Annotated in this window: 14 protein-coding genes and 1 pseudogene; 9 read left to right on the top strand and 6 right to left on the bottom strand. The window is 40.7% G+C overall.

Translation table 11 applies throughout. The features are described from left to right. From Q0625_RS08300 to Q0625_RS08265, 8 genes and pseudogenes are all read left to right on the top strand, one after another. Positions 1-437: pseudogene (locus Q0625_RS08300) on the top strand (hypothetical protein); the annotation flags it as partial. A gap of 84 nt (positions 438-521) precedes the next feature. Further along, entirely contained in the window at positions 522-1238 is a 717-nt protein-coding gene (locus tag Q0625_RS08295) for an SH3 domain-containing protein (protein WP_298825730.1), read from the top strand. Between the two features lie 50 nt (positions 1239-1288). Further along, positions 1289-1456: a hypothetical protein gene (locus tag Q0625_RS08290; RefSeq protein WP_002668590.1), complete on the top strand. Its 168-nt coding sequence runs from the start codon at positions 1289-1291 to the stop codon at positions 1454-1456. An 83-nt stretch (positions 1457-1539) separates the two neighbouring features. Further along, a complete protein-coding gene (locus Q0625_RS08285) occupies positions 1540-1887 on the top strand; it encodes a hypothetical protein (protein WP_297979263.1) in 348 nt (115 codons plus the stop codon). A gap of 1 nt (position 1888) precedes the next feature. Next, a complete protein-coding gene (locus Q0625_RS08280; RefSeq protein ID WP_298825725.1) occupies positions 1889-2647 on the top strand; it encodes a hypothetical protein in 759 nt (252 codons plus the stop codon). Between the two features lie 24 nt (positions 2648-2671). After that, on the top strand, positions 2672-3007 hold the full coding sequence (locus Q0625_RS08275) for a hypothetical protein (RefSeq protein ID WP_298825722.1): 336 nt from the start codon (positions 2672-2674) through the stop codon (positions 3005-3007). Beyond that, positions 3004-3285, top strand: a complete 282-nt coding sequence (locus Q0625_RS08270; RefSeq protein WP_298825719.1) for a hypothetical protein — start codon at positions 3004-3006, stop codon at positions 3283-3285. Before Q0625_RS08275 ends, Q0625_RS08270 begins: the two co-directional genes overlap by 4 nt. Then, positions 3282-4352, top strand: a complete 1071-nt coding sequence (locus tag Q0625_RS08265) for a DUF3810 domain-containing protein (protein ID WP_298825716.1) — start codon at positions 3282-3284, stop codon at positions 4350-4352. Before Q0625_RS08270 ends, Q0625_RS08265 begins: the two co-directional genes overlap by 4 nt. Before the next feature lie 12 nt (positions 4353-4364). On the opposite strand, the gene Q0625_RS08260 is transcribed toward Q0625_RS08265, so the two are convergent. The 4 genes from Q0625_RS08260 to secA all read right to left on the bottom strand — a co-directional run bounded on the left by Q0625_RS08260 (position 4365) and on the right by secA (position 14488). Further along, positions 4365-4979, bottom strand: a complete 615-nt coding sequence (locus Q0625_RS08260; protein ID WP_298825713.1) for a deoxynucleoside kinase — start codon at positions 4977-4979, stop codon at positions 4365-4367. Position 4980: 1 nt separating this feature from the next. After that, the gene (locus Q0625_RS08255; RefSeq protein WP_298825710.1) at positions 4981-5463 is read right to left on the bottom strand and encodes an Lrp/AsnC family transcriptional regulator; all 483 of its coding nucleotides are present in this window, start codon (positions 5461-5463) and stop codon (positions 4981-4983) included. 29 nt (positions 5464-5492) lie between these two features. Then, on the bottom strand, positions 5493-10937 hold the full coding sequence (locus tag Q0625_RS08250; protein ID WP_298825707.1) for an MG2 domain-containing protein: 5445 nt from the start codon (positions 10935-10937) through the stop codon (positions 5493-5495). 188 nt (positions 10938-11125) lie between these two features. Continuing rightward, positions 11126-14488: a preprotein translocase subunit SecA gene (gene secA / locus Q0625_RS08245; RefSeq protein ID WP_298825704.1), complete on the bottom strand. Its 3363-nt coding sequence runs from the start codon at positions 14486-14488 to the stop codon at positions 11126-11128. A 470-nt stretch (positions 14489-14958) separates the two neighbouring features. On the opposite strand from secA, the gene Q0625_RS08240 reads away from it, so the two are divergent. Continuing rightward, positions 14959-15363: a hypothetical protein gene (locus Q0625_RS08240; protein WP_298825698.1), complete on the top strand. Its 405-nt coding sequence runs from the start codon at positions 14959-14961 to the stop codon at positions 15361-15363. 120 nt (positions 15364-15483) lie between these two features. Here the strand turns inward: Q0625_RS08240 and Q0625_RS08235 are convergent, their stop codons facing one another. Together Q0625_RS08235 and Q0625_RS08230 are read right to left on the bottom strand one after the other, a co-directional pair. Next, on the bottom strand, positions 15484-17391 hold the full coding sequence (locus Q0625_RS08235; RefSeq protein WP_298825695.1) for a RecQ family ATP-dependent DNA helicase: 1908 nt from the start codon (positions 17389-17391) through the stop codon (positions 15484-15486). A 202-nt stretch (positions 17392-17593) separates the two neighbouring features. Then, the gene (locus tag Q0625_RS08230; protein WP_298825692.1) at positions 17594-17947 is read right to left on the bottom strand and encodes a four helix bundle protein; all 354 of its coding nucleotides are present in this window, start codon (positions 17945-17947) and stop codon (positions 17594-17596) included. Positions 17948-18109: the final 162 nt, after the last annotated feature.

Below are 18109 nucleotides of genomic sequence, written 5' to 3'. Positions count from 1 at the left end.
CCTATCTTTTGGTGGTGAATGGTAAGGAAAAAGGCTATATATGGCTCGATAGTCGTCAGGATTATGGCGGACTGTCGCCTGAATTTAATGAAAAAGGAAAAAAACTCACCTTTGAAATGTGGTATACCGACTGGCTGAATAAGGTAGTAGCCCCTGAAAAAGTGTGGTTTGAGAAATCACTTCAGTTTATCAAAAAGGCTTTCCCAAAGATAGAGGAAACAGATTTTAGGCTAATGATTTATGTGCTTCACAAGCATTATTCTGGTATGAACTTAGCAACTCTCATCGCTCAACTCTATGGATTGAACCCAATGGATATTTATTTTGGAAAGGAAAAGTTCATCCAAAGAGAAAAGTACGATGAACAAACCATTCAGCAGTATGAAGCCCAATTGCGAGAAAGTGGTTTTTATGATTGGGCTGCAGAGGAAGAGTAGAGAGTATTTATATAAATATAACTCATCTTTAAAACTTTAGCTAAGTTAAAAAAAATCAGTATATTTGCCGAAAAAATAGTTTATATGAAACACTTACTTATTTTATTTTTTCTCCTTACGACCAATGCCTTTGCACAAGGTCCTTTTGGAGATTATGCCGTAGTAAAAGACAAAGACGGCTATGTAAACATTCGCGCTAAAGAAAGCGTAAAAAGCAAAATTGTAGGCACTTTGCCTAATAATACACTTGTGTATGGTTTATTTGATACTACACAAGATGAAACTGGTGAAGAGATATTTTTTAATTGGATTGCTGTAGATAAAGGCTATGTGCATAAAAGTCGCCTAAAGATGATAGGCGAATTTCCTTCTATTGGCAAAGGTAAAGAGCAAGGCAATAGTATCACTATTGCTGGTAAAGGCATTAGTGTAACTATTACTACCCAAAAGTTTGATAAAACCAAACACAAGATTACTAAGAAAAAACATAAAGAGTATAGTGAGTATATTATTGATGGAAAGAGAGCTCAAGGGTTAGATGGAGGTTTGTTTTTACCTGAAAACCATTACAAGAGTATCACTGTAACTATCAATGGCAAAAACGTACCAATCCCTAAAAGTGCCTATGATGATTTGTACGAAGTATGGGTACATCCGTATAATAATATGGTATATTATGATAAGGAAGACGATGTACTCTATATCTTTGTTCGCTGTGGTGATGGCGCTTTTTCTTATGAAGTATGTTGGCAAATAGTAAAAGGCGAGTATAAAACCCGTATTATAGGAGAACCTTTCTAGTCTCACAGAATTTGCCAATCTGCTAATTTTCTAATTTGCTAATTAACATTATGAATATACAAAACCTTTTTAAAATAGCGTGGCGTGCCCTTTTGCCTAACAAAACAAGGGCTATGCTTATGATGCTGGGCATCATCATTGGGGTGGGCTCAGTGATAACAATGCTTACCATTGGCGAGGGCTCTGGTGTGAATACTGAATATTTGTCCATACGCTAATGGAGTATAGCTGAGGGGAGTATGTTTGGTGAAGATGAGATTACTAATTTTGCCAAATAGGTAATTAGAAATAATAAGAACTGATGAAAATAAGTTTACAAAATAGACAATTTAGGCTTTGGAAGTATTCCATTAGTCATTCTATGTTGTTAATAAGAAGCTGTAAGAACGCGTTTTTTTCTAATAACATAGACCTTTATTTTGCTGATGTAAAACTCATAAAATTTCATCAGTTTTTTTGGGCAGAGGCACTTACTTCGTATATAGCTGATGAGGATATGGATATTTTAGAAGAGTGTAACAAAGCGAATATTCCTTTTAACGAAGACCAAATCTTTGTTTTTAGAGGAGAACAGCAAAAATGTTATATTATTGCTTCTATTTTTCAAATGGAAGAAAACACAAATGAATTTATGGAAGTAGCGTTTTGATATGGAAAAACAAGTACACTTTATTCCTTTCAATATAGAAGATAAATTTCCTTTTCGGTTGGAGTTTATTGAAAAGACAGCTTTCAAAAACACCTATTTTCAGATAACTTACTTAAAGTTTAAGGGGCGTATAAATACTCCTGATGAGCAACAATTATTGAGCTACTTTATAGAAAAGAATTTAGATGAAAACGCTAAAGCTGTATGTCGTATTTTAGATTTTACAGAATTGATTTTCAACACTGTTCCTAATATAAGAGAGGAAGTGATTATCTCACTTCAAAAAGTATTTTCCAATCCTTTTACAAGCAAACTGGATGCTATCAATTTTTTGATAGAAAAGAACATCAAAAAGTTTCCCAATGCCTCATATAAGCATTATGAGCAATTGCCTAAAATGGAAAAATTAGAACGAGATAGCCAGCTAAGCAAAGTAACAATAGAAACATTTCTATCTGAAAATGATACTATTGGAATGCTTAAGCTCATAGGTATTTATCCTTATAAAGGAAGTTTAGAGGCTAATTATATTCAGAACAACATAGATATATTTGTAGAACTGACTCCTATACAAGCACTTATAGTAGATATTACCGATTTCAGTTTAGAATATGATTGGGATAATGATTTGTGTGACCTAAAACCTACCCATCCTAAATATCATCATATACCCATTTATTATTTGGATAAAGAAAAACGTGATTTTATGTCAGAACACAATAATATGATCCTCAATCTAAATGAAATTAATGGATTATAAGAATTTTGAAAAGAAATTACAGAAATGAATACTATAACAGACCTTACAACTATTGGTACTATACTTAAAGAATTCAAAGCGGATAGTGTTCTTCTGACCCAGTATACTCCTACATTTAGGAGAGTAGTGCTATACCTTACAAAAAAGGACACAACAGCAACCTTATATCTTATACTTATAGGAAGTAAATATATACAAGGAAATTTCAGCTGGCACAATCCTTCTTTTGAGATTACCTATAATGAAATAACCCAAGAATATCTTATTGAAGATAAGGCAAATGGGTTTTGTCTTATCTGTGATGGAGGAGTTATACTTGTAGAGAGTACCACAGAAAGTAATTTTGAAATTATACAATGAAACAATGTATTTGTAGCCAGTTAACAGATATTGTAGAGGGGGAATCAATCAAAAACTTTCAAGATAAAATAGCTTATAAAGAGATAGCTTTTTACCCTACACAATGGGTTACCCTTTATAGATGTGAATGTTGCCATACATTTTGGAAAGAAGCCTATAGAGCAACAGGACACAGTGAAGTACCATTTCTGATGAAAATAACTTTACCTCCTTGTGCTACAACAGAGGACTTGCGAAAAAGTATGGTTGTTATTAGAGAAATATTAGATAACCAATGAGAAAGAAATATACAACTTATGGGAAGCTCCTTTATATAGTGCTATTTGTAGTGCTGTATGGGATTTTCCGCTATGAGCCAACACTTACTGAGCAGTGGTATAGTACAGGGCTTTATCCCTATATAGGCAGAACAGTACGTTTTTTGCTCGGTTGGATTCCTTTTTCTGTGGGGGATGTGCTTTATACAATACTTCCCTTGGGGGCGGTGTATTATATCATTAGGTATTTTAAGCAGCTACGTAAGAGCCCTCTTCGTTTCCTTAGAAAGGTAGGGGAGGGACTTGTTCTAGTGGTGAGCTTGTTTTATTTCCTTTGGGGGTTTAACTATTATAGGCAACCCTTATCAGTACAATTGGGTTGGGATTTTTCTTATACAGAGGCAGAACTAGAGCAGGCAACCCAAAGACTTATCAAGGAGGCGAACACCTTACACGAACAATTAGAACCCTCAGCATCACAGGCGGCTAAGCTGCCTTTTACTCCAACACAGGTGTATGAGAGAATACCTCAAGGATATAAGGTGCTTTCCTATAAGTTTCCCAGATTTACGCTCTATACATCCAGTCTTAAATCATCCTTATATAGCAAAGTGCTTACCTATATGGGGTATAGTGGCTATCTGAATCCTTTTACAGGAGAGGCACAGGTGAATGCCTTGGCTACTCATTATAGTTTTCCAGTAACAGCTGCCCATGAGGTGGCACATCAGTTGGGCTATGCCTCGGAGAAGGAAGCTAATTTTATTGGTTTTTTGGCTACTTATCACCATAAGGAGCTGTATTTTAGGTACAGTGCAACCTTATTTGCGCTGCGTTATTGTCTTAAGGAAGTAAGGCAGTTATCGTCTGAGAAACATGAAGCGTATAAGCAGCAACTACGAGTAGGGATTTTAGAAAATTATAGCGAAGCTTATCGCTTTTGGACACAGTACGAAAACCCCATGGAAGAGGTTTTTAAGCAAAGTTATGATACTTTCCTAAAGGCCAATGCTCAAGAAGGAGGCATACAGAATTATGATTATGTAACGGGAATGCTTATCTACTACCTCACCCATATAGACAGATGAAAAAAGAGGACTTTAGAAAAGTCCGTGTATATAAGTATCTATACGCTGGATAACTTCTCCTAAGTCCTCTTGGTTCTGTACAAAATCTACCTTATCTACATCTACAATGAGGAGTTTTCCTCTGTCATAGCTACGAATCCAATCTTCATAACGCTCATTGAGTTTGCTGAGGTAGTCTATGGAAATACTATTTTCGTATTCGCGACCTCTTTTTTGAATTTGATTGACCAAATTGGCAATAGAACTTCTCAAGTAAATGAGTAGGTCAGGAGGCTGAATAAAACTTTCCATTAGCTCGAAGAGTGATTGGTAATTGCGAAAATCTCTCTCGGTCATCAGTCCCATAGCATGTAAGTTGGGAGCAAAGATATAAGCATCCTCATAGATGGTTCTATCCTGAATGAAATCCTTTTTACTCTGGCGAATATCAATGATTTGGCGGAAGCGACTATTGAGGAAAAACACTTGTAGGTTAAAGCTCCATCGCTCCATATTGGAGTAAAAATCATCTAAGTAAGGATTATCGGATACATCTTCGTAATGTGCCTCCCACTTATAATGCTTGGCAAGTAGGGCAGTCAAGGTAGTCTTGCCCGCCCCTATATTTCCAGCAATAGCAAAGTGCATGTTATTTCTTGTTTTCGTCCAATATACACTTAATCATAGAGGTGTTTTTGATACTCTGAATGGTGAAAGCGCTCTGGATATTGGAAATAATATCTAATTTAGAGATTTTATGTACCACAAAGTTTTGATAATCCTTCATATCTCTGAGGATCAGCTTGAGTAGGAAGTCATAAGGACCTGCCATGTAATAGGCTTCTTGTACTTCATCAAGGCTGCGCACATATTGTTCGAACTCCTCAAATAATGTCTCTTGGTGGCGAATGAGTTTCACTTGGCAATAAGCGACCAAGGTTTTTCCCAAGGCATCGGGATTCACTACGGCTACATAATTTTGAATTACATTGAGGGCTTCAAGCTTCTTGATGCGCTCGTGTACAGGAGTGATAGAAAGATTTACTTTCTTAGCCAGTTCCTTTACTGACTGCTTACTATCTCTTTGTAATTCGTCTAATAGAATTAAATCAATTTGGTCAAATGTTATCATATTCTTGAAAGATGCAATTTTATAATTATTTATTCTACCTTAATCCATTCTCCAGCATTGCGGGTATTGTACTTGATATTGTACATAGCTTCAGCATGGGTGCCTGGGAGGTAATATTGTCCCTTGTACGAAGCGTTGAGCTTGAGCGTAAATGTCTTGGTTTCTCCTGCGGAGAGGTCAAAATAGATGTAGGCTCTATCATCTCGGATATCAGCATAATCCCATCGGCTGCTATCGGTGTTATAGTCGGTGTATCGGGTATTGATAATCTCCCAACCTGAGGGAACAAACTGGGTAAGAGCTACATTGGTAACCCTGCTTTGAGTGGTGTTGGTCACCGAGATGGTGCAGGTAAAGTTGGTTCCTTGTGGCAGTAAAGCTACCGAAGGTGTTCCATTCTTGGAGGTATAGGAGGTGGAGATCTTAAGCCCGTTCTCTTGTACCAATTCCTTACCTACAGGTGGAATACCACTGCTAACCACACGTGCATAGAGGGTTACTCCTGACTTGTTCTGTAAGGCAATTTTGTGATTACCAACAGAGGCTGAGAGCACTTTGGAAGCATAACCACTTGGGCTATTGGAGAGCGTAGCGCTTTCTTTACCGAGTTGATAGTTGAGCGTCCAGTTCTTACCTGTCTTGTTCTTAGCTACATAACGCGCCATAGCATAGAGGCTGTAGGCGGTTGTCTGGGTACTGAGCCATTCGTTAGAGGAGAGCTTATCGGAGATCTCCAAGGCTAGGTCAGCAGCCAATTCCGCTTTGCCCAGTAGTAGAGCCGTTTCCAGACCCATCGCCTGATTGCGAAGGGGTGAGCCATAGTTATGATAGTCATCTTCCTGAGCATCGAGCTTCACCTTGCTGAATAGGGTTTCGGCTACTTTCTTCTGACCAGCTAGCGCATAGGCAGCCGCTAAGCGGGCACGAGCCGCATTGCTTACCATAGAGGTGGACATCTCCCTGAGCCTATTCATAGAAGCTATATCGGCACTATTGGCCAATGCCAAAGTATAGAGGCGATAAGCCTGCTCGAAAGTAGAGTATTCCCCATCGTACCTCCAATTGCGCGCCATCATCTTCTGATAGCTGAGCCATTTGGCTTTGCTACCTGCTGGCAAAGAGAAGCCTCGTTTTTCAGCCTCTATATAGAACTGACCTATGTAGGAAGTAGCCCACTCATCGGCATGGTCAGAGCCTTGCCAGTAGGAGAAACCTCCATTGGAGAGTTGATTCTCAGCGAGCTTACGGATAGTAGCACTCACATTCTGTTGTACTTCCTGTTGTTGCTTGGTAGAGAGTGTTTCAAAATCAGCCAAGTACAACTGAGGGAAGCCCTTGGAGGTCAGCTGTTCGGCACAACCATGAGGGTAATCAATCAGGTATTTCAAGCGTTGGGAGAGGTTCACCCCAGGGAAAGAGGATACCTCCAAGACACTGGTATAGGTGCCCTTTTCTCCAAATACTTCAAAACCAATATTTTGAGATGCGTTGGGTTGCAATACTACACTCTTTACCTGATATACTTTAGGATTAGGGTTATACACGTCCATTTCTACCTCATAGGTTGATTTTTCACCTCCTGCAGTAGCTTCTACAGTTACCTTACCGATACCTGCTTCATTGACATTGAGAGAGAAATAAGCCATTTTCTCAGCAGGTTCTGTAAAGGACAGTTGTTGTTGTGCCTCGCTGAATAGAGAGAATTTCTCATTGGTCTTTACACGAACAGTCACGTTTTTCACCTGTTTTTCATTGGCAAAAACGGTAACAGGTAGCGTAATGGTTTCCCCAGGAACGGCCTTTCTTGGCAAAGATGCCAACACCATCACAGGACTCTTGATAGTAGCTGTTTTCTCGGCACTACCAAAGGCATTTTCCTTTACATTGGAAGCCACTACCATTACACGAGCAGAGCCTATATAATTAGGGATGTCTATCTGGTGGGTTTGGCTTCCTCCCTTGAGCGTGAAAGGACCTTGTACGATAGTGAGAGGCTTGAATCGGTTGGCCTTTTTAGCCTTACCAACTCCTAAGTCTTCGTCCCCCCCGATACTAAATATCTGGTTGATAGTACCCCCAAAAGCACCGATGACATCGTTATAGATATCCCAAGTCTTGACTCCTAAAGCTGTTTTGGCAAAGAAGGTATTCCAAGGGTTAGGTGTCTTGAATCGGGTAAGGTCAAGCAGTCCGTCCTCCACGATCGCCAAGGAGTAAGTCATAGGCTTGCCCGATTTCTCTCTTACCTTGATCGTTACTTGTTTTTCAGGGCGTAATACCTCAGGCATCTCAATAATAGGTTCCAATTTTGTTTTTGGATTGTATACTGAGATAGGAGCAATTCCATAGAGGCGGATAGGGGCATCATTCTTGGTCTGTGCATGAGGTTGTAGGAGCGAAACGTACAGATAGGCATTAGGTGCCATTTCTTCAGTAACAAGTATTTGGTAAGTTGTTTTACCCTTTTGGGTATTCACCCAATAAGTATTTAGCACTTTGCTACCATTTTCTACAGAGATGAGTGCGCGTCCGTCAGCATCGGAAGGGAAAGAGATAACGGCTTTTTCTCCTACCTTATAATCTTTTTTATCGGTGGAGAGCATAAGCATAGTAGCTTCTACTCCGGCATCTTCGTCATTGTCTCCCCAAGAATAGAAGCGAGCATCAACACCAGCTTCGTGGTTGCTCTGACTGTCTTCGGCTAAGAAGAAGTAGCGACCAGATTGACCTCTTTCTATATTGACATCAAAGGTAGCCTTTCCATCCCCGCCTGTAGTTGTTTCTAAGGTAAAGACAGGAGTTTTAGAATCGGAGGCGTTGTAAGTGGAGATGTTGAATTCGGAAACGTCCCACCACCAATTTTTATCCAACTTATAAGCATATAGCTTCACCCTACGGCCACTGATAGGCTTTCCTCTTTCGGAAAGGACTATTGTCTGGAACTTAACAGGCTTGCCTGTCTCATAGTAATAACTATCGTTAGGCGCCTTGATTCCCACATAAGATGAGAAAGGAGAATAAGTAGCCGAAGTAACATCGGTACTAAAGTCGCCTCCTTGCTCATTGGCTTGGGTCAAGAGGTTGATTTTTAGCATTTGAGGGGCATCTTTCAACTCTTTGGGCAAGAAGAAGAATGAAGCCTTTCCTTGTTCGTTCGTATTTCCACTGAATACAGCAATCTCTTCGGAGGAGAACTCAAAAGAGGTATTGTGGAAGGTATAGTTTTCGTAGCCCTTGAAAGGATTCACCTTAGGATAAATTTTTCCTGTGATATCCACCTTTATATTGCTTGCAGGTACTCCTTGTAGCCAATCCACTTGTAAGGAGGCATTTTCCCCTTCAAAGGAGATAAATTTCTCTGACAAGCTATTGTTGATCTTCAAGCGGTTGGGCTTAACAGTCTCTACCTTAATTGTTTTGGAGTAGGAGCTACCACCCACAGTGATTTGGCAAGTCCAGTTACCTGTAGGGGCATCGGGGCTTGTTTTTAGGTTGAACAAGTAATGGTTTTCAGGGGTAGAGGTTTTTACCAACTGTTGTACCACTTTTCCACTAGGATCGGAGAGCGTGAGCTTGATGGGCAGGCTTTCGGGTAACTTATTAGCAAAGTCATTGAAAACGAAACCTATGGATATATTATCACCAGGGCGCCATACGCCACGTTCGGTATAGATAAAGGCATTACGTCCTTTTTCAAGCTCTAAGCCCCCTACCTCATACTTGCTCACTGATTGGGAAGAACCATCATCTATCTTGGCATAGGTAGTGTTCTTATCCTTTTGGGCAATGACAAAATAAGCACGCTTGGAGGTAGTTACTACCGCTTTCCCATCAGAATTGGAGGTAGCCTCCGCGATTTTTTGTTGTTGATAATCATAGAGTTCCACTTTGGCACCGCTTACAGGAGCCGTGGTGAGCAGATTATTGACCACAACCATATAGTCATTGTTCTGTCCTCGTTTGACCAATACCCCTAAGTCTGAGGCTAAGATGTTCGTTTCTACTGACCTATTGTAATAATAGCTATCCTTACAAGGGTCATCTCTTTCTTCCCAGTCATAGTCATAGTAATCATAGTCATCATAATCGCCAGCACCTTCTTCTGCTATGTTTAGATTTTCTTCTTTGATAGGTGTGCTATCGTTGTTACAATTCAGCGCATATTCTTTCTTGAAGTCCAACTTGACACGGTAGATAGCACCAGGTTCAGGCGAGATAATTTTGGAAAGATCAATGGCATGAGTACTCCATTTGGATAGAGAGCCTTTGCCAAGGCCACGGATAGGAATCACCTTACGAGCGATGGTAGCCCCAACACGGCGCAGGTTATAGCTTCCACCTAGGTTGTTGTCTTGCAAGAACTGCAAGATGTTGTTCTGATAGATCTTCATTACGCTCACCTCTACTGCCTTTAGGTTGATCGTTTGGAAATTTACCTTTAGGTTTTGGGAGCTAGGTAGTATAGTACCATTGCGAACAAAGCGCACTTCAGGCTTGATAGGATCAAATACCAACTTGCCTGTATAATCATAGCTCATACGTTCCCCATATTGGCTTCGGATTCCTTGGAAAGCCTTTATAGTGACTTCTTTTTCAAAATTCTCATCAGCATATAGCTTGAGGATATTACCGGAGATGGAGTATCTGAACTCTCCTTCATATTGAGGTACGGAGACAAGTCCCCTTAGGTCTTGTTTCTTATCTAAGGGAGCGGAGAAAATTATACTGAAAGAATTGTATTCTCCTTCATTCTGAAGCAGTTGTACTACACCAAATTGGTTACTAGTAGGAATGGTAAGGGAGCTTTCCCCTTTGCTTTCTATGTCATGAGCGTCACCATCCCAAGAAATACGAAGGGTCTGTTGTTCGTCCTTAGGGGTGGGGATACTATCCACGATGAAAGCAATATGAGTGCTACTCTCGGTTGTTTGTGGTTTTATACGGAGTTTTTCCCCATCAATAGAGGCGGAAATCAACTCAGGGAGCATCTTGGGGGAGATATTGTCACTGGCTTCCAAATAGGCATTGAGGAAATAATAGTCTCGGCTATAAGATTGTAAGTCACGTATATTGACTTCAAAAAGAAGACTTTGGGTACGTACATGGAAAAAGAAACTTTTTAAGTCCTTCTTTACCTCAAAGAGCTTATCCAAGTGTAGTGTAACGGCATACTCCTTGTTATGTTCCAAGGATTCATTAGGAACAAACTTGAGCAAGCTACCCTCAAAAATCACCTTACCCTCCACAGCGGGGGAGAATTCAAAGAGTTTCGAGGTATCCAAATCCTTGATTTTGTCTTCGCTTAGGGCTTCAGTAAGAATGACCTCAATAGGACCATTGGCGGGAATAGTTCCTGCACTAAAGCCTGTGATGTATTCTCTAAAGAGCGTAGGATCGCTATCTTTTTGGCGATTGTTTTTGGAGCAAGCCACCAATAGGAGGCAGGCCATAAGGTAGTAAAAAAAGTCCTTCATAATACTATATTTAGTAATGTGGCTAGAAGCACACCAATTCGTACCGCAAATTTAAATATAAATTTGTAATTATACAAGTGTTATCTTAGAAAATTATAGAAAAAAATTCTTAGTGAGTAAAAAAGGAAAGAAGCAACCCCTATTTCAAGGGTTACTTCTTTCTGATTTATAGATAATAATAGTAAGGTCTAGCGCTTAATCACCCAATCTCCTCTTTCTAAGAAAGGAATAGCTTGTTTGTACTTCATTTCCTTGATTTCTCCATTGAGAATATTCTGGATTTCAACCTTGTCATTACGTCCTATTTTAGGTTGGTCACGTACGATAGGTTCTGTTACTTGTGGGGCAGGGGAGGCTTGCTGACCTGCTTCACGATTTCTCTGAGCTAGCTCGTCGGAATTGAGAACTTCCTCCTTGCTTGTTTGCAAGTGCTCAGGAGCACGTCTTACCTCATGGGCTTCCTGCAAAGGTGGTTGTGCTTGTGGTAGGTGTGCATGGAAAAGGAAAGCTACAATCTCCTTATTGACCCTATCGACCATATCCTTGAAGAGGTTATAAGCCTCAAGCTTATAGATGAGCAAGGGGTCTTTCTGCTCGTGAGTGGCTAGCTGAACGGATTGTTTCAACTCATCCATCTGGCGGAGGTGTGTTTTCCATGCATCATCTATGATAGCTAAGGAGATGTTTTTCTCAAAATCTACAATAATCTGCTTACCTTCACTTTCATAAGCTTCTTTGAGATCAGTGGTAATATTTAATCCTTTTTGTCCATCGGTAAAAGGTACTACAATACGCTCAAATTGGTTGCTCTGATCCTCATATACACTCTTTATCACAGGGTAAGCGATAGCGGCATTGGTATCATTATGGGCTTTGTATAGGGTGAGTAACTCAGGATAAATCACCTTAAGGAGTTCCTTAATAGGCTTTCTGTGAAATTCGTCTTGGGAAACTTTAGGTCCTACTCCGAAATACTTAAAGTGCTCGTATTCAAAGTTTTTGTAATCATTACCTGGTTTGTTACTTTCCAAGATACTTTCAAGCGTATCATAGATGATATCGGCAATATCCACTTGTAAGCGTTCTCCATAGAGGGCATGGCGGCGGCGCTTATAGATTACCTCACGCTGTGCATTCATCACGTCATCATATTCGAGCAAGCGCTTACGAATACCGAAGTTGTTTTCTTCTACTTTTTTCTGTGCTTTCTCTACGTTCTTGGTGATGATAGGGTGTTCCAATACTTCTCCTTCCTTGAGACCTTGTCCTAGGCGGTCTAGGAACTTGATAGCACGTTCCATACCATAGAGGCGCATAAGGTTATCCTCGAAGGATACGAAGAACTTAGAACTACCTGGGTCTCCCTGACGACCAGAACGACCACGTAACTGTCTGTCCACACGGCGAGAATCATGTCTTTCAGTACCGATAATAGCTAAACCGCCTGCTTCTTTTACTTCATCGGTGAGCTTGATATCCGTACCACGACCTGCCATGTTGGTGGCTATGGTAACTACACCTTTCTTACCTGCTTCGGCTACAATCTCTGCCTCTTTCTTGTGGAGCTTGGCGTTCAATACATTGTGAGGGATGTTGCGGAGCTTAAGCATACGGCTCAAGAGTTCGGATACCTCCACAGAGGTAGTACCAATAAGTACAGGACGCCCTGCTTGGGAGAGGCTTACTACCTCCTCAATCACCGCATTGTATTTCTCACGTTTGGTTCTATAGATTTGGTCATTTTGGTCTTTGCGGGCAATAGGACGGTTGGTAGGGATTTCCATTACGTCCAATTTATAGATTTCCCAGAACTCACCCGCTTCAGTAGTCGCAGTACCTGTCATACCAGAGAGCTTGCGGTACATACGGAAGTAGTTTTGTAGGGTGATTGTTGCATAGGTTTGGGTAGCGGCTTCCACCTGTACATTTTCTTTGGCTTCGATAGCCTGATGTAGTCCATCGGAGTAGCGACGTCCGTCCATAATACGTCCTGTTTGTTCATCCACGATAAGGACTTTGTTATCAATCACTACGTACTCAATATCCTTTTCGAAAAGGGTATAAGCCTTGAGCAATTGATTTACAGTATGGATGCGTTCGCTTTTTTCTCCAAACTCTTGGTAGAGCTTGTCCTTAAGAGCGTTTTCTTCCTCTTTGGAAAGGTTTTGTTTTTCAATATTGGCAATTTCTGCCCCTATGTCAGGCATCACGAAGAAGTTTTTGTCCTCTCCTTGTGACATTTCATTGATACCCTTATCGGTAAGTTCTATTTGGTTGTTTTTTTCGTTGATAACAAAAAGGAGATCCTCATCTATCTTGTGCATCTCACGGTTGTTATCCTGCATATAGTAGTTTTCTGTCTTTTGCAGGAGCTGTTTCATACCCTCTTCACTGAGGAACTTAATTAGCGCCTTGTTCTTAGGGAGTCCGCGGTGTACGCGCAAGAGGAGTACGCCTCCATCTTTGGTATTTCCTTCAGCAATGAGCTTTTTCGCCTCAGCCAAAACGTTGGTTAGGTGCTTGCGTTGTTTTTCCACAAGGGCTTCCACAGCAGGCTTGAATACATCAAACTCATGGAATTCTCCACGAGGCATAGGACCAGAGATAATCAGCGGTGTACGGGCATCGTCAATGAGTACGGAATCCACCTCATCGACAATGGCGTAGTTATGAGGACGTTGTACAAGCTCATCAGGCGTATGTGCCATATTGTCACGAAGGTAGTCAAAACCAAATTCGTTGTTGGTACCATAGGTGATATCAGCAGCATAAGCCATACGGCGACCAGGAGAGTTAGGTTGATAGTTATCTATACATTCCACCTTCAGGCCATGGAATTGGAAAAGAGGAGCCATCCAAGCACTGTCTCGGCGAGCCAAGTAGTCGTTCACAGTAACCAAATGTACTCCATTGCCAGTGAGGGCGTTAAGGTAAAGCGGCAAGGTAGCCACCAGAGTTTTACCTTCCCCTGTTTGCATCTCTGCAATTTTTCCTTGGTGCAAAGCAATCCCTCCAATGAGCTGTACATCATAATGTACCATATCCCAAGTGATAGGCTTTCCAGCTGCATCCCAAGAGTTTTTCCAAAGGGCTTTCTCTCCCTCAATGCTTACATAATCTTTCATAGAAGCAAGCTCTCTATCATAAGGAGAAGCGGTTACCTCAAGAGTAGAATTATCCACAAAGCGCTGAGCAGTTTCTTTTACTACTGCAAAGGCTTCAGGAAGAATTTCGTTAAGCACCTTTTCACCAGCCTTGTAAGCCTCATCGGTTAGCTTGTCTATTTCAGTATAAAAATCTTCTTTTTGGTCGATATCATTGGTAGCATCGGCTTGGGATTTGAGGGTTTGTATTTTTTGCTCAAACTCCGAGCGGGCGGCGGCGATACGTTCCTTGAAAGCGGTGGTTTTGGCACGTAACTCATCGTTGCTTAGCGACTTATATTGCTTTTGGTGTGCATTAATCTGCTCCACCAATGGTGCAATTTCCTTCATATCTTTCTTGGCCTTATCACCGACAAAGATTTTTATTAATGAACTTATCAAACTCATAAAAAGTATTTTATTATATTTAAATTAAAAAAACAAGTAATCCCTACTCAAAAAATATACCATATTTATTTTGGCTGACAAAAGTACAAAAAAATTCTGTTATCAGCATAAAAAAAACTGACATTTTTTCATGTTTTTCAATTTTGTAAGTAATTTTAGATGGTATGGGATAGTAGGTTGTTTTGTAAATATTTGATTTTTATGCAATTAGTTGATGAGTCGATTTGCCAATGAGTCGATGAGTCGATGAGCTGATTTGCCAATGAGTTAATTTAATTGACTAATTAGCTAATTGGCAAATCGACTAATTAATTTAACTTCTTTTTATTATTACTAATTATTGATTTTACGATTTAAATGTTGTAATTTTGCAACCTAATTAAGTGAAAAGCAAAAATTGAAAAATGTATTGGTAAACGTTGTAATTCTGTAATCCTAATAACTCTAAATTCTATAATCCTTAAAGAAAAATGAAAAAGCAAATCATTCAAGTGCTTTGGGGTATTGCTCAAGGTCAGCCTCAAGTGCAAGGGGAGGCAGTTGTCTATCCCAACATACGTGAACAACTCAATGCTATAAAAGCCCTTATGAGTATTGAGGGGTGGGAAGAAGAGGAACTACCCACACGACAATCCACTCCTGCTGAACACCCTACCATGCCAGCTGGGCGACCTGTTACTCCTACCAAGCACTCTGCGACCCCAGCTGGGCGCCCCGCCACGCCTGTCGAGAACCCTGCAACCCTAACCGAGTGTCTCGCTCCAACTCAGTGCCCTACAGCATTTACTCCACCGCATCCTATTCAACAAAAACAAAGACCCCGACGAAAAAAGCAGCTTTTTATACGAGGAACGAGCATACCAATTAGCCGATGAGTCGATGAACTGATGAGCCAATGAGCTGATGAGCCAATTAGCCGATGAGCCAATTAGTCAATGAGCAAATCGACAAATCGACAAATCTACAAATCGACAAATTGACAAATCGGCAAATCGCTAGTTACTAACCAAATACTGATTTGTAGGGAGTAGTTTTATTCTTTCCTCGTCCAAGAGTAGGGTGAGGACGTGTAGGATTTCCCATTCGTGGTAGGAAGAAGCACAACATATCTCTTGAGAGGTCATAGGATTGTAGGCGATGAGGGTTAGTAGCTCTTGAGAAATGACCTCTATGCGTTCTTTTGAGAGATTTTTTTGCTTGCTTTCTATGCAGTGAGAACAGATACCACAATCCTCCTTGAGGTTTTCTCCAAAGTAGGATAACAGAAATCGTTGGTTACAACAATCGGTTTGTTCTATATAGCTGAGTACATCTTTGCATTGGGCTTCCTTGTGTTGGTTGAACCATTTCACTTGGGGGGCGATATAGTTGATCGTTCTATCGTCATCACGAGGCATCAAAAAGGTGATTTCGGCATCGGTATGTTCGCTCTTGTAGGCGATGACGCCATCTTGTTGTAATTTTTCTAACTGCTGTTGTACTTCCAAGCTACTTATATGTAGGTTAGCTGCTATTTTCTCTACTCTGAAGGAGATATGTTGTTCATGAATACCTGCATATTTGCGCATAAGGAAAAAGAGTAATTCTTTTAGGGACAGATTTTGAGAAAGATAGTTAATGACTTCTTCGCTTGAGTGGAGTATCTGTACGCTCGCCTTCCTGAAAAAGGCTTGGCTGAGCGTGAGTACCCCATTGCGGTCAAGAATTTCCAAAGCCTGATACACTTTCAGAGCATCCATTTGTGTTCGTGAGGCAAAGTCGGCCAGATTGAAAAAATGAGTAGTCCCATCGCCTTCGCCTATGGCTATTTGGAAATGGTTACAGAGCTTAGGGTATAGCTCCTTTAGAAAAGGTATAGAAACTTGGCTTCGCTCGGTATCTATCACTAGTTTCTTGACGTCATTATCGTTGTATAAGATAATAGCAAAAGCCTTATGATTGTCTCGTCCTGCGCGCCCTGCCTCTTGGAAATAGTCCTCCAAGGAGCTAGGCAAGTCCCAATGGATAACAGTACGTACATCAGCCTTATCAATTCCCATACCGAAGGCATTGGTAGCGACCATCACTTGTATATCGTCCAACTTCCACATACCTAAGCGCTGGCTCTTCTCCTCGGTGGAGAGTCCTCCATGGAAACTGGTGGCTGAAAAACCCTCTTCACTTAGGTGTTGTGCTAGCTCCTCACTCAATCGTCGGTTGCGTACATATATGATACTACTTTCTTTATTCTTGGTGAGAATACGCTTGAGTCGTTCCCATTTGTCTTCTATATAATAGGTCATATAGGCCAGAGAAGGACGAACAAGACTTCCCTTGATCACAGTTGCCTTGGGGATTTGTAACAGCTCCAGTATATCGGCCTGTACCTTATCGGTGGCAGTAGCCGTAAGGGCGACAATAGGCAGAGAGGGGAACCATTCTCTAAGCCTTTTACACTCCAAGTACGAGGGGCGGAAGTCCTTTCCCCAGTGGGAAATACAGTGTGCTTCATCTATGACAATGTAGCTCAAAGGGGTGTGCTTAAGCCGATAGAGTACTTGCTCATTGTTCAAGCGTTCAGGAGCCATGTATAGAAACTTATAGGCTTCACTCTGCACATTGTTTAGCAGACGCTCCAGCTCATAAAAGGGAATATTTCCAGTGAGAGCTAAGGCGGAAATCCCTTTTTCGGAGAGGTTGCGCACTTGGTCTTCCATGAGTGAAATCAAGGGAGAGATCACCAAGCATACGCCTTCCTTGACCATCGCAGGGACTTGGAAGCAGAGAGACTTACCCCCGCCTGTGGGGAGCATAGCCAGTGTGTCTTTTCCCTGAAGAATAGCATCAATGATAGGTTCCTGAGCAGGACGAAATTGGTCGTACCCCCAGTGTTTCTTCAGAATTTCTAAGGCAAGCGGGTGCATAAGGACGTGTTTTGAGCCGACAAAAATACAAATTCAATTGTTAATTATCAATTATCAATTGTTAATTCTGCGATACGCATGCTTAATTTTTAAAGCATTTGTAATGCTACAATTATTAATGGTTAGTTGTCTATTACATCAAACTAAACAGAGAAATTATACGATTCCAACTCTTGTATAATTGACAACTAACAATTAATAATCATTGCTGTTTTTTTATTGTTTTAAGAATGCTTGTAAGTAGCTTAATTACTTCCGTTGCATCTGTTCTTATGCTATCATACTCTTTTGGAGTAATATATTCAGTTTTTGATAGAAGTTCTAACCAATATAAGGTTTCATTTATTTCTTTTTGAGTAATAGCGAGTTTATGAATAAAATCTGCCGTGCTTTCAGAATGTTCTGATTCATATACCATAGCCCCAACGGAGGTACCACTGCGCAAGATTTGTTTAGAAAGTACATATTCTCTTTTTTCTTCTGTCAAATACTTATAGAGATTGACCATTCTCACAGCAAGTGACATACTTTTCTCTTTTAATATATTCTCTTTCATTTTCTTAGCCATTAACAATTGACAATTAACCATTAACAATTGTTTTTGCTTTCCACTTGGCAATAAAAGCAGGCTTAGCCCCTCCCTCTTTTTGGGCATAGAGATAGGTCTCCACAAGGGTCTTTTCGGGGTTGAGGTAGCGACCTCGGCTCTTATAGCCCT

Origin of the sequence: uncultured Capnocytophaga sp., assembly GCF_938029845.1 — a bacterium.
Taxonomy (GTDB): Bacteria; Bacteroidota; Bacteroidia; order Flavobacteriales; family Flavobacteriaceae; genus Capnocytophaga.
This window is presented reverse-complemented; position numbering and strand designations above follow the sequence as displayed.

Bases quoted from the DNA above. Each gene is read 5' to 3' on its own strand.
- Q0625_RS08295 (WP_298825730.1), top strand. From the start codon at position 522: ATGAAACACTTACTTATTTTATTTTTTCTCCTTACGACCAATGCCTTT.
- Q0625_RS08290 (WP_002668590.1), top strand. From the start codon at position 1,289: ATGAATATACAAAACCTTTTTAAAATAGCGTGGCGTGCCCTTTTGCCT.
- Q0625_RS08285 (WP_297979263.1), top strand. From the start codon at position 1,540: ATGAAAATAAGTTTACAAAATAGACAATTTAGGCTTTGGAAGTATTCC.
- Q0625_RS08280 (WP_298825725.1), top strand. From the start codon at position 1,889: ATGGAAAAACAAGTACACTTTATTCCTTTCAATATAGAAGATAAATTT.
- Q0625_RS08275 (WP_298825722.1), top strand. From the start codon at position 2,672: ATGAATACTATAACAGACCTTACAACTATTGGTACTATACTTAAAGAA.
- Q0625_RS08270 (WP_298825719.1), top strand. From the start codon at position 3,004: ATGAAACAATGTATTTGTAGCCAGTTAACAGATATTGTAGAGGGGGAA.
- Q0625_RS08265 (WP_298825716.1), top strand. From the start codon at position 3,282: ATGAGAAAGAAATATACAACTTATGGGAAGCTCCTTTATATAGTGCTA.
- Q0625_RS08260 (WP_298825713.1), bottom strand. From the start codon at position 4,979: ATGCACTTTGCTATTGCTGGAAATATAGGGGCGGGCAAGACTACCTTG.
- Q0625_RS08255 (WP_298825710.1), bottom strand. From the start codon at position 5,463: ATGATAACATTTGACCAAATTGATTTAATTCTATTAGACGAATTACAA.
- Q0625_RS08250 (WP_298825707.1), bottom strand. From the start codon at position 10,937: ATGAAGGACTTTTTTTACTACCTTATGGCCTGCCTCCTATTGGTGGCT.
- secA (WP_298825704.1), bottom strand. From the start codon at position 14,488: ATGAGTTTGATAAGTTCATTAATAAAAATCTTTGTCGGTGATAAGGCC.
- Q0625_RS08240 (WP_298825698.1), top strand. From the start codon at position 14,959: ATGAAAAAGCAAATCATTCAAGTGCTTTGGGGTATTGCTCAAGGTCAG.
- Q0625_RS08235 (WP_298825695.1), bottom strand. From the start codon at position 17,391: ATGCACCCGCTTGCCTTAGAAATTCTGAAGAAACACTGGGGGTACGAC.
- Q0625_RS08230 (WP_298825692.1), bottom strand. From the start codon at position 17,947: ATGAAAGAGAATATATTAAAAGAGAAAAGTATGTCACTTGCTGTGAGA.